The 17,913-nt window shown below is 63.0% G+C and carries 23 protein-coding genes and 2 tRNA genes; 1 reads left to right on the top strand and 24 read right to left on the bottom strand.

The features are described 5' to 3' along the window. Positions 1-4: 4 nt before the first annotated feature. The 17 genes from hpt to R2823_07875 form a co-directional block, all read right to left on the bottom strand. Positions 5-589: a hypoxanthine phosphoribosyltransferase gene (gene hpt, locus R2823_07955; GenBank protein MEZ5176123.1), complete on the bottom strand. Its 585-nt coding sequence runs from the start codon at positions 587-589 to the stop codon at positions 5-7. After that, positions 586-1,632 (bottom strand): D-alanyl-D-alanine carboxypeptidase family protein, encoded by a 1,047-nt coding sequence (locus tag R2823_07950; GenBank protein ID MEZ5176122.1) that lies wholly within the window; start codon positions 1,630-1,632, stop codon positions 586-588. The genes hpt and R2823_07950 overlap by 4 nt, the downstream gene beginning before the upstream one ends. After that, complete coding sequence (locus R2823_07945; GenBank protein MEZ5176121.1) at positions 1,632-2,351, bottom strand: MerR family transcriptional regulator; 720 nt, start codon at positions 2,349-2,351, stop codon at positions 1,632-1,634. The genes R2823_07950 and R2823_07945 overlap by 1 nt, the downstream gene beginning before the upstream one ends. Further along, positions 2,344-2,778: an FHA domain-containing protein gene (locus R2823_07940; protein ID MEZ5176120.1), complete on the bottom strand. Its 435-nt coding sequence runs from the start codon at positions 2,776-2,778 to the stop codon at positions 2,344-2,346. The genes R2823_07945 and R2823_07940 overlap by 8 nt, the downstream gene beginning before the upstream one ends. 69 nt (positions 2,779-2,847) lie before the next feature. Further along, on the bottom strand, positions 2,848-3,225 hold the full coding sequence (gene gcvH / locus R2823_07935) for a glycine cleavage system protein GcvH (GenBank protein MEZ5176119.1): 378 nt from the start codon (positions 3,223-3,225) through the stop codon (positions 2,848-2,850). Positions 3,226-3,328: 103 nt separating this feature from the next. Further along, the gene (locus R2823_07930; protein ID MEZ5176118.1) at positions 3,329-3,889 is read right to left on the bottom strand and encodes a CDP-alcohol phosphatidyltransferase family protein; all 561 of its coding nucleotides are present in this window, start codon (positions 3,887-3,889) and stop codon (positions 3,329-3,331) included. Then, positions 3,886-4,293, bottom strand: a complete 408-nt coding sequence (locus R2823_07925; protein MEZ5176117.1) for a hypothetical protein — start codon at positions 4,291-4,293, stop codon at positions 3,886-3,888. The genes R2823_07930 and R2823_07925 overlap by 4 nt, the downstream gene beginning before the upstream one ends. Continuing rightward, positions 4,290-5,666 (bottom strand): MFS transporter, encoded by a 1,377-nt coding sequence (locus tag R2823_07920; GenBank protein ID MEZ5176116.1) that lies wholly within the window; start codon positions 5,664-5,666, stop codon positions 4,290-4,292. The genes R2823_07925 and R2823_07920 overlap by 4 nt, the downstream gene beginning before the upstream one ends. Positions 5,667-5,693: 27 nt before the next feature. Continuing rightward, positions 5,694-5,767 (bottom strand) — tRNA-Ser (locus R2823_07915). A gap of 75 nt (positions 5,768-5,842) precedes the next feature. Beyond that, complete coding sequence (locus tag R2823_07910; protein ID MEZ5176115.1) at positions 5,843-6,121, bottom strand: type II toxin-antitoxin system RelE/ParE family toxin; 279 nt, start codon at positions 6,119-6,121, stop codon at positions 5,843-5,845. Next, positions 6,118-6,387, bottom strand: coding sequence for a type II toxin-antitoxin system Phd/YefM family antitoxin (locus tag R2823_07905; GenBank protein MEZ5176114.1), 270 nt, complete (start codon positions 6,385-6,387; stop codon positions 6,118-6,120). Before R2823_07905 ends, R2823_07910 begins: the two co-directional genes overlap by 4 nt. 176 nt (positions 6,388-6,563) lie before the next feature. Next, a tRNA-Pro gene (locus R2823_07900) sits at positions 6,564-6,637 on the bottom strand. A gap of 37 nt (positions 6,638-6,674) precedes the next feature. After that, complete coding sequence (locus R2823_07895) at positions 6,675-7,514, bottom strand: penicillin-binding transpeptidase domain-containing protein (protein MEZ5176113.1); 840 nt, start codon at positions 7,512-7,514, stop codon at positions 6,675-6,677. Between the two features lie 4 nt (positions 7,515-7,518). Then, a complete protein-coding gene (locus R2823_07890; GenBank protein MEZ5176112.1) occupies positions 7,519-7,695 on the bottom strand; it encodes a hypothetical protein in 177 nt (58 codons plus the stop codon). After that, a complete protein-coding gene (locus tag R2823_07885) occupies positions 7,692-9,212 on the bottom strand; it encodes an acyl-CoA carboxylase subunit beta (GenBank protein MEZ5176111.1) in 1,521 nt (506 codons plus the stop codon). The genes R2823_07890 and R2823_07885 overlap by 4 nt, the downstream gene beginning before the upstream one ends. Next, on the bottom strand, positions 9,212-10,522 hold the full coding sequence (gene der / locus R2823_07880) for a ribosome biogenesis GTPase Der (GenBank protein ID MEZ5176110.1): 1,311 nt from the start codon (positions 10,520-10,522) through the stop codon (positions 9,212-9,214). Before der ends, R2823_07885 begins: the two co-directional genes overlap by 1 nt. Continuing rightward, the gene (locus R2823_07875; protein ID MEZ5176109.1) at positions 10,519-11,907 is read right to left on the bottom strand and encodes a DUF512 domain-containing protein; all 1,389 of its coding nucleotides are present in this window, start codon (positions 11,905-11,907) and stop codon (positions 10,519-10,521) included. Before R2823_07875 ends, der begins: the two co-directional genes overlap by 4 nt. An 80-nt stretch (positions 11,908-11,987) precedes the next feature. Here R2823_07875 and ispH point away from each other — a divergent pair, with 80 nt between their 5' ends. After that, the gene (ispH, locus tag R2823_07870) at positions 11,988-13,034 is read left to right on the top strand and encodes a 4-hydroxy-3-methylbut-2-enyl diphosphate reductase (GenBank protein ID MEZ5176108.1); all 1,047 of its coding nucleotides are present in this window, start codon (positions 11,988-11,990) and stop codon (positions 13,032-13,034) included. Here the strand turns inward: ispH and cmk are convergent. The 7 genes from cmk to R2823_07835 are packed head-to-tail and all read right to left on the bottom strand — an operon-like array spanning position 13,031 to position 17,833. Beyond that, a complete protein-coding gene (gene cmk, locus R2823_07865; protein MEZ5176107.1) occupies positions 13,031-13,672 on the bottom strand; it encodes a (d)CMP kinase in 642 nt (213 codons plus the stop codon). The two genes, ispH and cmk, sit on opposite strands and share 4 nt — an antisense overlap. Beyond that, the gene (aroA, locus tag R2823_07860) at positions 13,663-14,937 is read right to left on the bottom strand and encodes a 3-phosphoshikimate 1-carboxyvinyltransferase (protein ID MEZ5176106.1); all 1,275 of its coding nucleotides are present in this window, start codon (positions 14,935-14,937) and stop codon (positions 13,663-13,665) included. The genes cmk and aroA overlap by 10 nt, the downstream gene beginning before the upstream one ends. Continuing rightward, positions 14,934-15,590 carry a pseudouridine synthase gene (locus tag R2823_07855; GenBank protein ID MEZ5176105.1) on the bottom strand — a complete coding sequence of 219 codons (657 nt, stop codon included), beginning with the start codon at positions 15,588-15,590 and terminating at the stop codon, positions 14,934-14,936. Before R2823_07855 ends, aroA begins: the two co-directional genes overlap by 4 nt. Before the next feature lie 38 nt (positions 15,591-15,628). Beyond that, positions 15,629-16,207, bottom strand: a complete 579-nt coding sequence (gene scpB / locus R2823_07850) for an SMC-Scp complex subunit ScpB (GenBank protein ID MEZ5176104.1) — start codon at positions 16,205-16,207, stop codon at positions 15,629-15,631. Further along, positions 16,204-16,980 (bottom strand): ScpA family protein, encoded by a 777-nt coding sequence (locus R2823_07845; protein MEZ5176103.1) that lies wholly within the window; start codon positions 16,978-16,980, stop codon positions 16,204-16,206. The genes scpB and R2823_07845 overlap by 4 nt, the downstream gene beginning before the upstream one ends. Positions 16,981-17,023: 43 nt before the next feature. Next, positions 17,024-17,479 carry a hypothetical protein gene (locus R2823_07840; protein MEZ5176102.1) on the bottom strand — a complete coding sequence of 152 codons (456 nt, stop codon included), beginning with the start codon at positions 17,477-17,479 and terminating at the stop codon, positions 17,024-17,026. A gap of 3 nt (positions 17,480-17,482) precedes the next feature. After that, on the bottom strand, positions 17,483-17,833 hold the full coding sequence (locus R2823_07835) for a TraR/DksA C4-type zinc finger protein (GenBank protein MEZ5176101.1): 351 nt from the start codon (positions 17,831-17,833) through the stop codon (positions 17,483-17,485). Positions 17,834-17,913 lie beyond the last annotated feature (80 nt).

The raw sequence follows: 17,913 nt of genomic DNA, 5'->3' as shown, positions 1-17,913 counted from the left end.
CCTATCACCCGTCGAGCGATGCTCGTTCCGTCTGGTACGCGGTGTCGACAAACGCTTGAGGATTCTCAAGGAATCTCGGCATGTCCATCACCGCCCACACCGAGCGCAGGTTTCGGAACAGCCCGTTCCAGTCGAGTCCATACCCCAGGAGGTACTCGTCTCCGACTTCGAAACCGCGGTAGTCGATCGGGACATCGACGATGCGGCGAGGTGCCTTGTCGAGGAGCGCAACGGTGCGAACCGACCGTGGATCCTTCGCTTGGAGCATCCGCTGGATGGTGGCAAGTGTCAAGCCGGTGTCGACGATTTCGAGCACGAGAAGGAGGTCTCTCCCGTTGATCGCCTCATCGATGTCGAGGGTGACCGACACACGGCCCTCGGTCCCGAACCTTGTGAGCGCAAGGAACTGGGGCGTTGAATCAAACGGAAGATTGTCGAGGAGGTCCTTCATGAAGAGCAAGGAGCCCTTGAGAATGCCGACCACGACGAGATCTCCCGACGGGTGGTCGGCTGCGATGTCAGCTGCAAGCTCAGTCACTCTGCGTGAGATCGTGTCTTCTGCGATGACCTCAACGAAATCTTGGTTCATTCTCCACCAGCGACGGACGGAATCGCTTCTCGGATCCAGCGTCCGATGGCTTCCGCTTTCGGCAGGTCCACAATGGATGAGGTGTTCCACTGGCCGTCGTCGAGTGCCGGCATCGCGCGAAGTCGCCGTTCGTGGCTCTCTGAGAGGTCGCCGGGAGTGACCGCGCTGCCGCCGCCTCCCTCCTCGCTGTAGAAGACGCGCATCCACCGGTCCTTGATCGTGTAGGTGTTGTAGGCCCAGTCGATGAGCTCTCGCGTGTCGGCGAAGTGGTCGTCTGAGTGCATCACGACGGTGTAGATGGCCCGGCCGGCGCGTTCGGTGACACCGAGCAGCACCTTGTCCGCCCATGGGGTGTCCCCGGTCTTGAGCCCCACGACGCCCGGATAGGTACCGAGCAGCTTGTTTGTGTTCGTAAAGGTACGCGGGCTTCCGTTTGGACCGGCAGGCATGCTGACGAGCTTGATCCGTGCAATCCGCTGCACATCGGGATAGTCCTGTGCGGCGATGATGAGCTTCAGCAGATCGCTCGCTGTCGAGTAGTGCTCTTCGTTGTCGAGACCGTTGGGGTTTGCGAAGTGGGTGTCTCGCAAGCCGAGCTCCACCGCCTTGGCGTTCATCATGTCGACAAACGACGAGACGGAATCGCCGCCGACATGGTACGCGAGGGTGAGGGCGGCATCGTTGCCGGACCGTACGAGCATCGCGATGAGCAGATCACCGATCGTCCACTCCTCCCCTGCCACAAGACCTGCTGTCGATCCCCTCGATCCGGTGGCAAACCCGGGTACGGTGACCGTCGTGTTCAGGTCGGCGTTCTCGAGGACGATGATCGCCGTCATCACCTTCGTGACCGAAGCCATCGGTGCCCGATCGTTTGCGTTCCATGAGGCGAGGACGACATCGGCGCTCGCGTCGTACACGATCCAGCGGTCGGCGGTGACCGTCGGGATCGATGGCGCGTCTGACGGTTCGGCCGGCGGGAGCCCGGGTGGGCCGAGGAGGGACGCGGTGAGCGCCATGGAGACGAGCGGGAGTGCAAACATCAGTGGTCGAGTAGCTTGCGAAGCCTACTGCGGATCAGCGTTTCCTGGATGATCGATGCCGCCTGGGCCGTGTCCGACAGGATCTCTTCGGACCGTCGCTGATTGTCGGGATTCCGGTGGCGGAGCATGGGAGCGACCAGCTGGCCAAGGAGATCGGTCTGTCGATCGGCCGCAAGGCGGATCCCACGCAGATGGCGAACCTCGATCCCCCGACCGAGGAGACGATGCACCGCTCTCGCAATAGTGAGATCTGCGTCGGAGAAGGTCCGTGTGCCGTCCGGAAGCGTCGTAGGAGCAAGGATTCCCTCCTTGATGACGGCCTCGGCCTGGTCGGGACTCAAGCCGGACGAACGCACAATCTCGGAAAACGACAGAGACACGCCTGAGGTCGCGAAGTATGCCTCTGGAGGGGCTCCCTTGTCTGGCGCGACCGGCGATTCCTCGCCATGCTCCCATGCTGTGAGCTTGGATTTGATCACCTTGAGCGGCAGATAGTGATCCCGTTGTTCGGAGAGCACGAAACGAATGCGTCGCACATCGTCGTCGGTGTAGATCCGGTATCCGGATGACGAACGATCAGGGGACACCAACCCCTTGGATTCAAGAAAGCGAAGCTTCGAAACCGACACTTCGGGATAGTCCTCACGGAGCAGGTTGATGACCTCGCCGATGGTGTGGGTGCGTCGTGGGGCCGATCCGACCGCCCGCAGCTCAGCCATGTCCGCGCGAAACCCGCAGGTGGAACTTGCCGATCATCAGCTCGTCCCCCTCGTTGAGCCGACCGGCTTCGTACCGCTTGCCGTTCACATAGGTACCGTTGGTCGACCCGAGATCGGTGACGGATAATGTGTTGGCGTCTACCGAGAAGCGAGCGTGCTCGCGCGACACCGTGACATCCGCCAGAAAGATCGCGCAGTCACCGCCGCGGCCTGCAACCGTATTGCCGGGTCCCAGCACATAGGTCAGGCCGGCTTGGGGCCCGTTCTCGATGGTCAACGCCCAGGCAAACGCGCCGGCAACGCGGCTGCCGGTGGTTTCGGATGCGGCGTCGGACCCTGCGACCGGTTTCCAGACGATCGTCGGGTCTTGGTCGATCGGGACATGGCCGGCGGTCCCGTCGCCTTCTGGAGCTTCCCTGTCGGACATGGGACCATGCTACCGGCAAACCCTCAAGTTGTGGTCGAACCTCATCCCTGAACGGTGGGAGGAAACCCGCTATGCGAGGTTGGCGCGGTAGGTCGAAGCATCGGCGAGCGCTTCGAGCTCGCCCGGATCGCTCATTTCGATCTTGAGAATCCAGCCTGCGCCGTACGGATCGCTGTTGATGAGTTCGGGCTGGTCTGCAAGCACCCCATTGACGCTCGTCACGGTTCCCGACACCGGTGCGTAGATATCCGAAAGAGACTTGGTCGACTCGACCTCGGCAAGGGCATCCCCCGCCGAGACCTTCGCACCGATCTGTGGGAGGTCGACATAGACGACATCGCCGAGGGCGTCCTGGGCGAAGTCGGAGATACCAACCGTCACGACATCACCGTCGCGTCGTGCCCACTCGTGGTTCGCGGCGTATCTGAGATCATCGGGGAAGTTCATGCCGGTGGTGCTCCCTGTTGGTCCGGTGCTGGCGCAAACGACGATATCAGACCGGCTTGCGGAACCCGGTCGCCACCCGCACCGGTTCTTCGCCGAACCCTGCCTACGGTGCCTCCGGCTGCGCGCGTCGGGCCGCCACCATGTCGCCTGCGTACCACAGCGCCACCCAGTAGTAGAGGATGAGGCCCGGGACACCGACAAGGTAGGCGCACACCGTCAGCCACTCAAGGTCGAACCCGTCCCCGATGTAGAAGCCCGACACGGCAGCGTACAAGGCGAAGGTCGCCACCTTGCCGGTCCATCGAACATCGAGCCGCGTGATGCCGTGCATCCACCCGTAGATGGCCCCGAGCCCGACCAGCAGCTCTCGGACGATGAGTGCCCAGCCGAACCATGCTGGAAGGATCCCCGCCCACAGCCCAGCAATCACGGCAACGGCAACGGCAATGCGGTCAGCGATGGGATCGAGGAGCTTCCCGATCTCGGTCACCTGATTCAATCGACGGGCCAGGTAGCCATCGACCCAATCGGTTGCTCCGATCACCGCGAGGAGTACCCCCGCCCAGCCTTCGTTGTCCGAGACGATGAGCCATACGAATACCGGGATGCAGAGGAGTCGGATGATCGAGACCGTGTTCGGAGCATTGAACAGTTCCCGATTCAAGAGATCAGGACCACCCGGAATCTCACCCTGCCAAGCTCTTCGCCGTTGAGGCTCACTTGAAACGAGTAGCCCTTGGCTTCCGGGAAGGTGATGTTGTGAAAGGGGCTCACAATCGGGATGAGGCTCGGCTCGCCAGCGGGAAGGTTCGGCGGTGTCCCGACCCGAAGACGGCCGGTTGCCTTGACCCCGACATCGGATCCGTCCTCGTCCACGAGCGTGATCGATAGTTCGAGGTCATGCTGGCGGTCCTCCGCATCGACCTCGGCAACCATCGCGAGGGAGAGACTCCGATGTGTTGCCGGCAGGGACCGAACGCTGATCGTGTCGAAGCCGCCTCCGAGGACGAACAGTTTGCCTGACTGGACCTGGGCAGCATCACAGAGCATCGCTGATGTCAGCTTCACGGTGTGTCGCTCCTTGTGTCGATGTCGGCACCAGCCGACGGTTCGATCTCGACACCATACGGTTCTTCGGTCCGATACTTCAGAGAATCGGGCGGGTCCTGGTTGGTCGATCCGACCGCAGTGTGGGGTAAGGAACCGAAATGGTTCGGCATTCGTGCGAACGCAACAAGCATCGCTGACAGGGCCATGGCCACCGCACCAAGGATCCAGCCGACGGCGATGCTCGTCGCGCCGGCGATCGGGATCAGCAGCAGTGATGCTCCCACATTTCCGAGTTGGCCGGCGAGTGAGTCCACGCTCACGATCGTGTTGCGTTGCTCGTTCGGCACCCATTCGTGCAGCATCTCCTGGCGAAGCACTCCCGAGAGCGACACAAACACATACACGACGAACAACAATCCGCCAAGCATCCAAGGATTCATCGACCTGGCCATTCCGACGAGGCCGATACTGCCACCGAGCAGCACCGCGCATGCCGCTACGCCCGGGCGATGGGCGAGGCCCTTCGGGAGGAACTGTGCAAGCCATGAACCAACCACACTTGCGGCGGCGATGACCGCGACGACGAACCCTGCAACCTGCGCCGCAGACTCAGGGCCACCGAGGATCTCGGCATACCTCGGCTGCCAGAGCACTTCGATGGTGACAAGGGCAACGGCGACGAGAAAGGTGGTCCCGAGGAGGATCCGAATCGACGGTGTGCGGGACGATATCCGAACTCCTTGCCTCACCACAGACGGCACATCGGCGATCACCTGACGAAGGGTCGAACGCGACCTATCGGGTTCATGCAGCGTGACGAGCACCACGGCCAGGAAGACACCGTCGGCGACAGCGGCTCCGAGGATCGGAAGCTGCACATTGGTGAAACCCGGGAGCAGCGTGTCTGGGAGGTTGGTGAACACAACACTCGCCAAGGCTCCTGCTGTGAGCGCGACGCCGCTGAGCACACCGGCGAGGGAGAGATCCTTGCGAAGCACCAGTGTCGGATCCACGGCGCGTGCGGAGTCCACATACCACGATTCGAGCGGCCCGCTCGACAGTGCACGGCCCGCGCCTCCGAGGGCGGCGACAGCCACGAACCATGGAAGGGACGACGCCATCACAACCCCGACATCGAACACGACGAACAGGACGCCGGCGGTGACGAGGGTCGGCTTCCGGCCGATCGCATCGGACAGTCCTCCGGTTGGCAGCTCGAACAGGACCGTCGTGGCCCCATACACGGCGAAGACGACGCCGACCTCAGCGAGACGGAGGCCGCTCGAAGTGAGCACGAGGACGAGTACCGGAACAATGAAACCGGGCCCAACCCAACGGAGGAAGCTGACGGCCAAAAAAACGCGTCGAAGGTTCGGAACCGTTGTGGACATGGGCTACCCCACAGGCCGCCAGCACGGTCGGGCTGGCCGGATTTGAACCGGCGACCCCTGGTCCTCCAGACCAGTGCGCTGCCTGACTGCGCCACAGCTCGTTGGGGTAAGGTTAGACAAGGTCATCCGTCACCAAGTCCGTGTTCGGGAATGACTGGACTCATGCGTGGCATTCGTCAGCGTGTGCGGTAGATATCGCGGCGATGTCCCACACGGAGAACGATGACCTCTCGCCGGCGAACATCAATCCGGTACAGAATGCGGTAGGTACCACGCCGAGCGCTCCAGATTCCGCCCAATTCGTTGCGAAGCGCCGCGCCAACCCGACGCGGATTCTCACGAAGGGGACCGGTGATGAAGTCAATGACCGCAAACGCGACCGCTTCCGGGAGCGTCTCCCTGATCACCCGCGCTGCAGGAGCGGCTACGACGATCTCATAGATCGGTTCGGTCACCGAGGCCGCAATGCCTTGACCGCGTCGACACCTCGGACCACATCACCTTCGAGATAAGCACGATGCGCGTCGACGAGTTCCGCGACTGCATCGGAGTCCCCAAGCACCGCAGCGGTTTCTTCGAGCGACTCGAGATCCTCGGGGCTGATGAGCACGGCAGCCGGCGTTCCGTTCCTGGTGACAGTCACGCGTTCGTGGTGTGAGTGCACTCGATCGATGAATTCGGAGAACCGGTCTCGCACTGTTCGCAATGATTCACTTGCCATGTACACAATTGTGCCACACCAACGAGACAATGGGAAGACCCACACTGATCAACAAATCGCCGATGAACACATCGAAGATGAGAACGAGCGTTTCGTCGGGTACAAGCTGATCGCCAAAGAAAGACGCGTCGAAGGTTCGGAACCGTCGTGGGCTACCCCGCAGGCCGCCAGCACGGTCGGGCTGGCCGGATTTGAACCGGCGACCCCTGGTCCCCCAGACCAGTGCGCTGCCTGACTGCGCCACAGCCCGTTCGGGCAAGGTTAGGCCAGGGCTACCCCTGTAACGCTCATCCCCCGTCGCCCGAGATGATCCCCACCTCGGCGAGGAGTGCCGTCGCCAAGCGCAGACGCTTGTCCGGGTCGATGGTCCGGTCCCAACCGACATCCATATGCATCCCGAGTGCCCACATGTCGTCGCCCGTGTCAAGGATGCCGACGAGCCATCCGATCCGATCCTCGGTTCCTGTGCCGGGCACTCTCCCCTGCTGGTAGGAGAGGGTCCAGCCTTCCCCGGCCTGTTGTGGGAGTGACTCGATGACCTCCCGGACCGCGACGGGGTTGAATGGCGAGGTGCCCGACGCGAGCTGTGCGAAGAACTCGACTTGGCCGAAAGTGTCGATCAGGAGCGTTCCGTCCATCCAGAACGAACCACGGCTCCCCCTGACATTGGCATTGCCGTAGCCAACCCGGTTGATCCAGACCTCGTAGGGGTCCTCACCGATCTTGTCTGCGGTTTGTTCGTACAGCCACTCCGCATCGGTCGCGATGGCCGTACGAAGGGAGTGTTCCCGGTGCCAGTCCTGGACAAACTTGCCCTCGCGGTTCCAGGTAAGCGGTTCGTCGAGTGACGACACGGTGTCCGATTCGACAAGGATCAGGGTTGCGAGGGGTCGAAAGGTCTCGGCGGGTGGCATTGGTGTTCTCGCGCGCTCGATGTTGTATGCGATCGGGGGCGAGTCGGACCCGATGTGGTCAGCGACGAACGCCCCCTCTGAGCCCTCCGCTGCGAACAGCCGCCGAAACTCGTGGTGAAGCTCGTATGGGGCCGCCGGTGTCGAGCTGCACGACGACATGACGAGGACAACGGCAAGGAAAGCCAAGGGTCCGAGGTGGGTGCGAGCACTCATCGCGTCATGTCACGAGGGACCTGACAAGCTCGAAGAGCCGAAGCAGGAGGTACAGCGCACCGGCGGTGACGAGGAGGAGAAACGAAAGGGGCCATCCGGGGTCGTCCTCGCCGTCGGTGTGGTCGTTGCCACCAGAGCCGTCGTCGCGCTGACCTCGGTGGCGTTCGTCGGATGCACTCATACCGGCGGGATTCCGTGGTGTCTCCCGGAGAAGGTGCGATCCTTGCGCTGAGCGATCGCGAAACGGCGAATGAGTTCGGACCGCAGGTCGGTTGGATCGACGACCGCATCCACGATGATCTCGCTCGCGAGACGGTACAGATCGACATCCTCCGTGTACTCGGCTCGCTTCGCCTCGATGAACTCGGCTCGCTGCGGCTCTTCGAGCGCTTCGATCGCGTTGAAGTACACAGCGTTGATGGCGGCTTCTGGCCCCATGACGGCGATCTCCGCCGTGGGGAGCGCGATCGTTGCTTCGGGTCGGAATCCCGGCCCCGAAAAGGCGTACAGGCCGGCCCCGTACGCCTTGCGAACGATCACCGAAATCCTCGGTACCGTCGCCTCGGCCATTGCGGTGAGCATCTTGGCGCCGTGGCGGATGATCCCCTCGGATTCGACTTGTGAACCGATCATGAACCCCGGGACATCGGCGAGGAACAACAGCGGGATGTTGAAAGCGTCACACAGCCACATGAACCGGGCTGCCTTGTCTGCGGAATCGACGAACAACACACCGCCGAGATGTGCGGGCTGTGATGCAACGATGCCGATCGACTTGCCGTCGAGGCGCCCAAAACCAGTGATGAGTTCCGGAGCGAAGAGATCTTTGATCGGGAAGAACGAACCCTCGTCGACGAGGCCGTCAATGAACCGATGCATGTCGTACGAAGCGCTCGGGGTGTCCGGAAGGATTGAAGCGAGATCAGCGTCGGGTGGTGGCGGTGCCGGTGCCCACTCAGCTGGCCGTACCCGATAATGGTCGGCCACATACGAGAAGTACTCCCGAGCCCATTCGATCGCACCCTCGTCGGATGCTACGAGAGCATCGCCGCATCCGGACACTTCGCAGTGCATGCGTGCGCCTCCCATGGCTTCGAGCGTGGTCGTCTCCCCAACCACCATCTCGGCCATGCGCGGCGATCCGAGGTACATCGACGCGCGCCCTTCGACCATAACGACGACATCACAGAAGGACGGGATGTACGCCCCACCAGCCGCCGAAGGGCCGAACAGGCAGCACACCTGTGGAACCCGACCCGAGAGCCTGATCTGGTTGTAGAAGATGTTCCCTGCACCCCGCCGTCCCGGAAACAGCTCGATCTGGTCGGTGATGCGCGCCCCTGCCGAATCGACGAGGTAGAAGACGGGAAGCAGCTCGTCGTACGCAGCTTCGAGCGCGCGAATGATCTTTTCGACCGTGACCCTCCCCCACGATCCGGCCTTGACCGTTGGATCGTTCGCGATGACCATGACCGGCCGCCCCTCGATTCGCGCCCGGCCGGTTACAACACCGTCGGCTGCGAGAACCTCATCGTCGTTGCGCGCCAAAAGGCCGTCCTCGACGAAGGAACCATCGTCGGTGAGCAGTGCAATTCGGTCCCGCACAAAAAGCTTGCCTTGCTCGGCGAGCTTCTCGTGGTACCGGGGAGGTCCACCCCTGAGGGCCCGCTTGGTCGCCTGTTCGAGCCGGTCGTCCATCAGTGCCTGTCCCTCGTTCTGATCCTGATCGGTGTCCCACCGAAATCGTAGGTGTCCCGAAGCCGGTTCTCGATGAACCGAAGGTAGTCGGGTCCCAGGTCACCGCCTCGCACGAACAGGACGAAGGTGGGCGGCTCGGTCTCTGCCTGCACGGCGTAGAGGATCTTCGGTCTCCGTCCCTTCCGGATGGGCGGAGGATGTGCCTGCTGGAGCGTTCGAACCAGCCGATTCACCTCAGCTGCGGGGATGTGCCGGCGCCGCTGTTCGAGGACGGCGCGGATGGTCTTCGCGAGCCGGTGGGTCCTTGCCCCCGTTCGGGCTGACATCCGCAAGACGGGTGACCAAGCAACAAATGCGAGGCGATCGGCGACGGAGTCCTCCGTATGGAGACGCTGGTCTTCGGTGAGGTCGTCCCACTTGTTGAGGACGAGGACGAGCCCCTTTCCCGCCTTGACGATTTCTTCGGCAAGTCGCTGTTCCTGGTGCGTTGCTCCGCGTTGGCCGTCGATGACGAACAGCACCACATCGGCCTGTCGGATGACATCATGGGCGCGAAGCACCGAGTAGTAGTCGGCGTCGTCGCTGATGCGGGTCCTGCGTTTGATGCCAGCCGTGTCGATCACCTCGAATGGCTCCCCATCGATGGACAGAACCAGGTTGATGGGATCCCTCGTGGTCCCGGGAACATCTGAGACGAGCACCCGTTCTTCGCCAGCGAGCCGATTCAACAGCGTCGACTTGCCCACATTGGGTCTGCCGATGATGGCGAGACGGGCCAGTGCCTCTTCGGGAGGTGTGCCGTCCACTTCGTCCGGAAGTACGGCAACGAGGCGGTCCAGAAAGTCGCCGGTCCGGCGGCCGTGAAGGGCCGAAAGCGGGAGGGGCTCGCCGAGACCGAGTCGCCACAGGTGCGTCAGGTCGGCTTCGACCGTCGGTGAGTCGGCCTTGTTGGCGACGAGGAGATACGGGATCGCGGCACGCTGGAGAATGCGCGCGATGCCAAGATCGTCATCGGTCACCTCGGTCGTGGCATCAGCAACAAACACCGCGACATCGGCGGTCTCGACGGCGATCTCGGCCTGTTCCCTGATGTCGGCCGTGAGCTCCTCCCCCGGCCGGGCTTCCCAGCCTCCCGTGTCGACGACATGGAACTCGCGACCGAGCCATTCGGCGTCGAACTGCCGCCGGTCTCTCGTGACACCTGCAACCGAATCGGTCACGGCTGCCTTGCGCCCGACGATACGGTTCACGAGTGTCGACTTGCCGACATTCGGACGCCCCAGGATGGCGACGACAGGTCGCCGGGTCACCGCAATGCCCCGATGAGGCCCGCGGCAGTCGCTTCGGCGACAACGACCGGGGCTTTCGCGACCGATGCAACCTCGGCGAGCGGCATGTCGTCGATGAACCGATCCGCCGCGAGCGCAACATCGGGAACGACATACGCGCCAGCAGGCTCCGCGTCTGCGTTGAGGCGATGCTTGATGTCCTCCCCTGCAAGGAGACCGGCGACAGCGGTGTTGCCCCCGAAAAAGTCGTTGCGCACGACGAGCAGACGCACCGATCGATTGGTGAGCTGCTCCAACCGGTCGAGCAGCGGTTCGAGAACCGATTCCCCGTATTCACCCGTCACGATGACGCCGGGGCCGTCGGACACGGCCGGATCGTCCGCGAGGTGTTTCGGGAGGCGATAGCCCTCCGCGGGCGCGGCGGGGACGGAGCGCCACTCTCCCGTGACGATCGGTCCCGCTATGTCGAGTCCCCGTTCGATTCCGTCGAGTTCGTCGTAGAGAGCCCGGATCATCCCGATGCCGTTCTCGTGCTGTGCGAACGCCTCGTACGCGGCGGCGGGTGGCACTCCTACGCCTGCCCTCACATAGAGCTCGTCGGATGCTTGGAAGATCCGGCGACCGACTGCATCGAAGGCGCGCTCAGCCCAGAAGTGGATGATCTCGAGGTCCTCGGCAGCCTCGGCATTCGTGTGGGTTCGCAGATCCGGTTCACGGTTGTACTTGGACAACCCGAGCGGCACGATACCGAGGGTTGCGAGTCGCGGGTAGCGAGCGATGATCTCGGCGAGGGTACGCTCGAGGACAACTCCGTTGTTGACGCCCGGACACAGGACCACTTGGCCGTGGACCGGGATGTCGGCATCGAGCAGGGCGGCAAGCCAGCGGAGGCTGGTTGCTCCCCGTCGGTTCCGGAGCATCGCGGCCCTGACATCGGGATCAGTCGCGTGAATCGAGACATACAAGGGTCCGAGCTTGTCCTCGATGACCCGTGCGAGGTCGAGTTCCGTGAATCGGGTCAGGGTCGTGAAGTTGCCGTAGAGGAACGAGAGCCGATAGTCGTCGTCCTTCAGATACAGGGTCTTGCGCATCCCTGGTGGTAGCTGGTAGATGAAGCAGAACGAGCAGTGGTTGTCACATGTCTGGACTCGGTCGAAGAGGGATGCATTGAGCCGCACTCCGATCGGTTCGCCAACTCCCTTGACGACCGCGACCGAGTGCTCGGCGCCCATGCGCCGAATCGAGAATGTCGGGTCATGGTCGTCGACGAGCTGCTGGTATTCGATGACATCGGTTGGCACGACGCCGTTGATCGAGATGAGCTCATCGCCCACACACAGGCCCGCCCGCGCAGCCGGTGAGCGCGGGACGATGTCGAGCACGGTTGGAAGGGATTCGGCGGCCATATCGTCGGAGGATACCTGCCCGTGCCTGTGCCGCCGGCAGGCAGGCGACGAGTTCCGATCCCACCCGTATCCTCCACGCCATGGTCACCAGGATCGTTCTCGCCGAGCCCCGCGGTTTCTGCGCAGGGGTCGAAATGGCGATCAAGGCGCTGACATGGATGGTCCAAGTGTTCGATTCCCCCGTGTACTGCTATCACGAGATCGTCCACAACGGTGCCGTTGTCGCGGCGTTCGAACAAGCCGGTGTCGTGTTTGTCGACGACATCGCCGAGGTGCCCGTCGGCCGTCCCGTGATGTTGTCGGCACACGGCTCGGCGCCGGAGGTCGTTGCCGCGGCACATGACAGGGCAGCGGTCATGGTCGATGCGGTGTGCCCGTTGGTCACGAAGGTGCATCATGAGGTTCGCCGAATGGCCGACAAGGGGTATCACATCATCTATGTGGGACACGACGGTCACGATGAGGCCGTCGGTACGGTCGCTGAGGCTCCCGAGGTCGTTCACCTTGTTGACCCCGTGGTCGGGCTCGACCCATCTGGCGTTCGCGATGGTGCGCCGGTTGCATTGCTCGCCCAGACGACGCTGGGTATGTATGAATGGGACGGTGTACTCGCGGCGGCAAGGGAGCGGTTCCCGGATCTGTGGACCGCCCGAAAAAGCGACCTGTGCTACGCAACCACGAACCGGCAGCTCGCCGTTGAGTACCTCGCCGGTCGCGCGGACCTCATTCTCGTCATTGGTTCGGAGAATTCGTCCAACACACAGGCGCTGGTACGCGTCGGGCGCAATGCCGGGGTTCCCACGCATCGCATCGATGGGCCGGAGGGAATCGGGCCCGACTGGCTGCGGGATGTCTCAACGGTCGGGGTGACCGCAGGTGCGTCCGCGCCCGACCAACGAGTTCGGGCCGTGATCGATCTGCTTGCGCCATCGGAGGGCATCGAGATCGTACCGGTGACGGATGAGGACGAGTATTTCCCGCTTCCGCCACAGCTCCGGAGCTTGATGACGGCACTTCAGGCCCTCGTCGAGGGGGGCTTTGCCTGCCGCACGCCTGGGCGATACGGGCCGGGAGAGCTCGACCGTGAGCTGACGGCAACCGAGGCCCTCGCGATTCTCGGTGTCTAACCAACCACCTTGGCCCTGATCTTCCGGACGACCTCATCGATTGTCAAGGCTCCCGTGTCGATGATGATCGCGTCGTCGGCCGGTCGCAGCGGAGATGCTTGCCGCGTGGCATCGGCACGGTCCCGCCGCGCAAGGGCATCCGATATCTCGTCGAGCGACTTGCCGGCGGCCTCCCTATCGGACGCCCGCCGGGTTGCTCGAACGGCCGGTGATGCGGTCAGGTAGACCTTGACGGTCGCACGCGGAAACACAACGGTACCGATATCGCGGCCCTCGACGACCGCCTTCCCGCCACGGTCGTTGACCCATCGGCGCTGAATCTCGACGATCTCGGCCCGAACGGCTGGATGTGCCGAAACGGCGCTCACGGCGTCGGTGACCGCTTCGGTCCTGATGTCCCGAACGACACACCGGCCATCAAGCAGGATGCCGTCGGCGCCATAGTCGATCACGCGGTGCGCGATCGCATCGAGGACGGCACCCTCCTCGGAGGGGTCGGCTCCTGCCTCGAGCACCGCAAGCGTGGCAGCACGATAGGTCGCACCGGTGTCGAGGTATGCAAGCCCGAGGTCCTCGGCGAGTCGTTTCGACACCGTGGACTTCCCGACGCCGCTCGGCCCATCGATCGCTATGACCACAACGACTCCAGCGTCTCGTAGAAGTCGGGCCACGACACGCCTACCGCATCGGCATCCCTGATCTGTATGGGATCACGCGCTCTGGTCCCCGCGACGGCCGCTGCCATCGCGATCCGGTGATCGCCGAAGCTGTCGACCGTACCGCCTTCGAGCCTGCCGGTTCCGACGATGTCGAAGCCGTCCGGTTTCGAGACGATGGTTCCTCCGAGAGCTGAGAGCATCGCAGCGATGGAGTTGATCCGATCGGACTCCTTCACGCGTAACTCTGCGGCACCAGACACCGCGGTGACCCCTTCGGCGTTGGCGCCAAGGACCGCAACGAGCGGTAGTTCGTCGAGGGTTGCGGCTACCAGCTCGCCGTTCATCTCCACCCCGACGAGTCGACCGGCACCGACCCTGACATCCCCGACCGGATCGCCGCCGATCGAGCCCGTGACAACAACCTCGATGTTCGCTCCCATGTCGTCGAGCACCTGAAGGAAACCCAAGCGACCCGGATTGAGCGAGATGCCCGGTGTGATCACCGTCGAGCCTGGGGCGATGGCTGCGGCGGTCCAAAGAAACGCCGCCGATGAGGGATCGCCCGGGATGTCGTACCGTGCCGGCGGAATGGGGCCAGGATCGACCCTGAACCGGGTCTTCGTCTCCCAGTCACCCCGCCCGATGGCGTGCAGCCATCGCTCCGTGTGGTCCCGGAACCCCGGAGGGCTGTCAATCGTTGACGAGCCAACACACGCCAAGGCGGCGAGCTCGAACGCCGTCCGAACCTGGGCCGACGCCATCGGGATGGCGATATCGGCGGGTGAGGTTATCTCCGCACCGCCAACCCGCAGGGGTGCATGGCCCCCCGATGTGGTGATGATCCCCCCGAGGGAGCGTAACGGGTCTTCCAATCGGGTCATCGTGCGTTTCGACAGAGATGCATCACCAACGAGCTCCACCGAAAAGGCCGACATCGACAGCACACCCGCCAGGAGCCGCATCGTTGTACCCGAGTTGCCACAGTTGATCGGCTCGCCTGGTTCCGACCATCTCTTGAAACCGGGTGACCGGATCTGTTCCCCCACAATCTCGACACCGAGAGCGCCAAGGGCCGATTCGGTCGCGGCCACATCGCGGCCGGGTCCGAGTCCTGATACCAAGCTGTCCCCTTCGGCCAAACCGGCAAACAACAGCGCTCGATGGGAGAGGGACTTGTCCCCCGGAACCGTGATGGATGCGGCGAACGGTTCGTCCTTGTGTTCGATCTTCCGGACCGAGGTCATTGCCGGGAAGCCTTCTCGTAGATCGAACGAATCTCTGTGACCGACAAGGCCCGATATGAGCCGGGGGCAAGAGACCCGTCAGAGATCCCCGCGATCGATGTTCGCACCAATCGTTCGATGCCGATTCCGAGAACCTCGAAGATCCGACGGATCTCCCGCTTCCGACCCTCTGTCATGACGACCTCGACCATGGAACGGTTCCCCTGAGTCGTCACCACTCGTGCCCGCATCATCCTTGCGTGACCGTCGTCGAGATCGACCCCGGCAACCATGGCAGCCAGGTGCTGTTTCGAAACAGCAGAAGTCGTGAGGATCCGATAGACCTTCTCGATGCCGAACCGTGGATGGGTGACCCGCAACGCGAGATCGCCGTCGTTCGTGAGCAGCATCAATCCCTCTGAATGGACATCGAGGCGACCGACCGGTTTGGTGACCGGTTCCGGCGGGACGAGATCGGTGACGATGGGACGCCCGTACGGATCATCCATCGTTGCGACCACACCGGGTGGCTTGTATACGAGCCAAGTGACAAGCCCCGTGTCGAGCGGAAGCATGACACCGTCGATGGCGACGCGCATCATTCCGGGATCGATGCGGTCGCCAAGCTTGGCGCATGTCCCGTCGACGGTCACCCTGCCCTGCTGGATCAGCATGTCGGCGTTCCGCCGTGACGCAATGCCGGTTCGGGCAATCAGCTTGTTGAGTCGTTCGATGATGGCTCCGGTCTCAGGGGCATCTCGAGGGTTTCGACGATCTGGGCGGGCGGTACATGATCCGCGAGTGGGGGCAGGTCTGCGAGCGACGAGATTCCCATCTTCTCGAGGAACGCCGTCGTGGTGCCATACAGGATCGCCTGACCCGGACCCGGAGCTGTCCCCACCTCGGCAACGAGCCCGCGGCGTTCCAGTGTTTTGAGGGCTCGCTCGGAGTCGACGCCCCTGATCTCGGTGACTTGCCCGCGCGAAACCGGCTGACGGTATGCCACGACTGCAAGTGTCTCCATCGAGGCGCTCGTGAGCTTGCGGGCACCGTCGCTTCGCGCGTAGGCCTCGAGGTATGGGTGGCAGTCGGTGTCCGTGTACAGCCGCCAGCCACCCCCAACCTCCCTCAGGACGATTCCGTGCCTCCCAGCGAGCTCACCTTCGAGTTCGACGAGCGCCTCTTCGACGACAGCTCGGGGCTGCTCGATGACCTGTGCGAGTTCCGTCGCTGAGATCGGTTCTTCGGCAACGAAGAGGATCGCCTCGATGATCCGGGCCGCGTCGTTCATGGTGTGCCTTCCGCGTTGACGACGGTGTCGAAGTGCCGATCCGAGGCCGCCCGATCGAACCGGATTCCGATCGTGGAAAAAGCTTCCGGTTGTTGAACCTCGAGAATGCCCCACCTGGCGAGTTCGAGAAGGGCGAGGAAGTACGCGACGACATCGGCCTTGCGGGTGCAGTGCTCGACGATCTCATCGAAGCTCGCCGTTGTCACCGAAGCCATCCTTCCGCGCAGGTCGACCATCGCGTCATGCACCGATGGCAACTCCAGATCGAGGTGGCCGACATCGGGTTCTGCCCACCGGGTTGAAAGAACCGTCTCGGCGAGCGCTGCGAAGCCGACGGCATCGACTGGGATGACCGCATCAGGTTGTTGGTCGACGCCGACGCCTTCGAGCCCGACCTCGCGGCCGACATGGCGCTCGCCCATCTCCATGCGGTACCGCAACACAGCGGCGACATCCTTGAAGGTGAGGGCTGCGAGCAGCCGCGACAGGAGGCGGTCCCGCTCTTTTGCGAGGGCGATTTCTTCGTCCAGATCCAAAGGTATGTCGTCCGGGAGCAGGTGGCGAGCCTTCATCTGGATGAGTGTCGATGCAATCAACAGGAACTCGGATGCTGCTTCGAGATCGAGTTGTTCCATGGCATCGACATACGCGAGGTACTCATTGACGATCTCGATGAGGCTCAGCTCCGTGATTGCGAGCTGATGGGAGGTGATGAGCTGAAGCAAAAGATCGAGGGGCCCTTCGAACACGCGCGTCTTGACTTCGAACGACATCGGACAACATGCTATCGAGTCGGATCCCCTGAAGGTTGTTTCCTCACTGGCGATCGGCGCGTTCGAGAAGATTCCACGCACGGGAATCGACTGAGTCTGGACGAGGTCCGGGATGGTGCCGCGTGAACGCAATGGCGACCGCATCAGCCCCGGATGCCTCAAGGAGATCGGCGCCGAGGGTGCCGTGATCGCGATACCGGGCCCACGAGCCATGGACGGGAACACCGACGAAGGTGATCACGGTGATGAGCGCCCGAACGAAACCAGAGCATGGGGTTCCGGTCTTCCCGATGTCGTGGAGCAAAGCCGCCTCGGCGAGACAAGGCTCGGCGCCAACGCCGCGGTAGACCTCGTAGGCATGTCGCTGGTCGCCGTGACACATCCCGAAGAAAAGGTCGGCCAGCTCGGGAGAAAGGACGCTCAGAACCTCAGCTCTCTCATCGTCGGAGAGGACAGTCGCTCGCAGGTGAGCGAAGAAACGCCTGGCAAGATGGAACACCGATCAGGCCGACGCCGACTTGCACGGCACGCAACGAATGGAATTCGGTCGGAACTCGAGCCGGGCAGGGCTGATCGGCTGTCCGCAGTCGACGCAGATTCCGTAGGTTCCGTCCTCGACCTTGCGCAGAGCAGCGTCGATGTCGTCGAGCTCGGTCTTGAGATTCTCGATAATGCCGATGGTCTCGGTTCGTTCGGCGGTGGCTGCACCCGCATCGGCGAAAGCATCGTCATATTCGACGGCGCCGGTCAATTCGCCTCGTTCATCGGCGCCGAGTTCGGCGAGCTGATGCACGAGTGAGGCACGCTCGTCGTTGAGCGCCTTGCGAGCTTGATTCAGGTCGAAGGTCGTCATAATGGCCTTGGTCGAGGTCGGATCGATGGCGTCCAGCAACTCCCCCTTGGCTGCAAGCGTACCGGATCGTCGGGCGAATT

The sequence above is a fragment of the Acidimicrobiia bacterium genome, from assembly GCA_041393965.1.
Taxonomy (GTDB): domain Bacteria; phylum Actinomycetota; class Acidimicrobiia; order Spongiisociales; family UBA5794; genus UBA5794.
The sequence above is the reverse complement of the archived record's forward strand: the minus strand, read 5'-3'. Positions and strand labels throughout refer to the sequence as shown.

Bases quoted from the DNA above. Each gene is read 5' to 3' on its own strand.
- R2823_07905 (MEZ5176114.1), bottom strand. From the start codon at position 6,387: ATGGCAAGTGAATCATTGCGAACAGTGCGAGACCGGTTCTCCGAATTC.
- R2823_07835 (MEZ5176101.1), bottom strand. From the start codon at position 17,833: ATGACGACCTTCGACCTGAATCAAGCTCGCAAGGCGCTCAACGACGAG.
- R2823_07845 (MEZ5176103.1), bottom strand. From the start codon at position 16,980: ATGTCGTTCGAAGTCAAGACGCGCGTGTTCGAAGGGCCCCTCGATCTT.
- R2823_07855 (MEZ5176105.1), bottom strand. From the start codon at position 15,590: ATGCTGATCCAGCAGGGCAGGGTGACCGTCGACGGGACATGCGCCAAG.
- R2823_07875 (MEZ5176109.1), bottom strand. From the start codon at position 11,907: ATGGCCGCCGAATCCCTTCCAACCGTGCTCGACATCGTCCCGCGCTCA.
- aroA (MEZ5176106.1), bottom strand. From the start codon at position 14,937: ATGACCTCGGTCCGGAAGATCGAACACAAGGACGAACCGTTCGCCGCA.
- R2823_07945 (MEZ5176121.1), bottom strand. From the start codon at position 2,351: ATGGCTGAGCTGCGGGCGGTCGGATCGGCCCCACGACGCACCCACACC.
- R2823_07950 (MEZ5176122.1), bottom strand. From the start codon at position 1,632: ATGTTTGCACTCCCGCTCGTCTCCATGGCGCTCACCGCGTCCCTCCTC.
- ispH (MEZ5176108.1), top strand. From the start codon at position 11,988: ATGGTCACCAGGATCGTTCTCGCCGAGCCCCGCGGTTTCTGCGCAGGG.
- gcvH (MEZ5176119.1), bottom strand. From the start codon at position 3,225: ATGAACTTCCCCGATGATCTCAGATACGCCGCGAACCACGAGTGGGCA.
- R2823_07895 (MEZ5176113.1), bottom strand. From the start codon at position 7,514: ATGAGTGCTCGCACCCACCTCGGACCCTTGGCTTTCCTTGCCGTTGTC.
- R2823_07920 (MEZ5176116.1), bottom strand. From the start codon at position 5,666: ATGTCCACAACGGTTCCGAACCTTCGACGCGTTTTTTTGGCCGTCAGC.
- hpt (MEZ5176123.1), bottom strand. From the start codon at position 589: ATGAACCAAGATTTCGTTGAGGTCATCGCAGAAGACACGATCTCACGC.
- R2823_07885 (MEZ5176111.1), bottom strand. From the start codon at position 9,212: ATGGACGACCGGCTCGAACAGGCGACCAAGCGGGCCCTCAGGGGTGGA.
- scpB (MEZ5176104.1), bottom strand. From the start codon at position 16,207: ATGAACGACGCGGCCCGGATCATCGAGGCGATCCTCTTCGTTGCCGAA.
- R2823_07890 (MEZ5176112.1), bottom strand. From the start codon at position 7,695: ATGAGTGCATCCGACGAACGCCACCGAGGTCAGCGCGACGACGGCTCT.
- R2823_07940 (MEZ5176120.1), bottom strand. From the start codon at position 2,778: ATGTCCGACAGGGAAGCTCCAGAAGGCGACGGGACCGCCGGCCATGTC.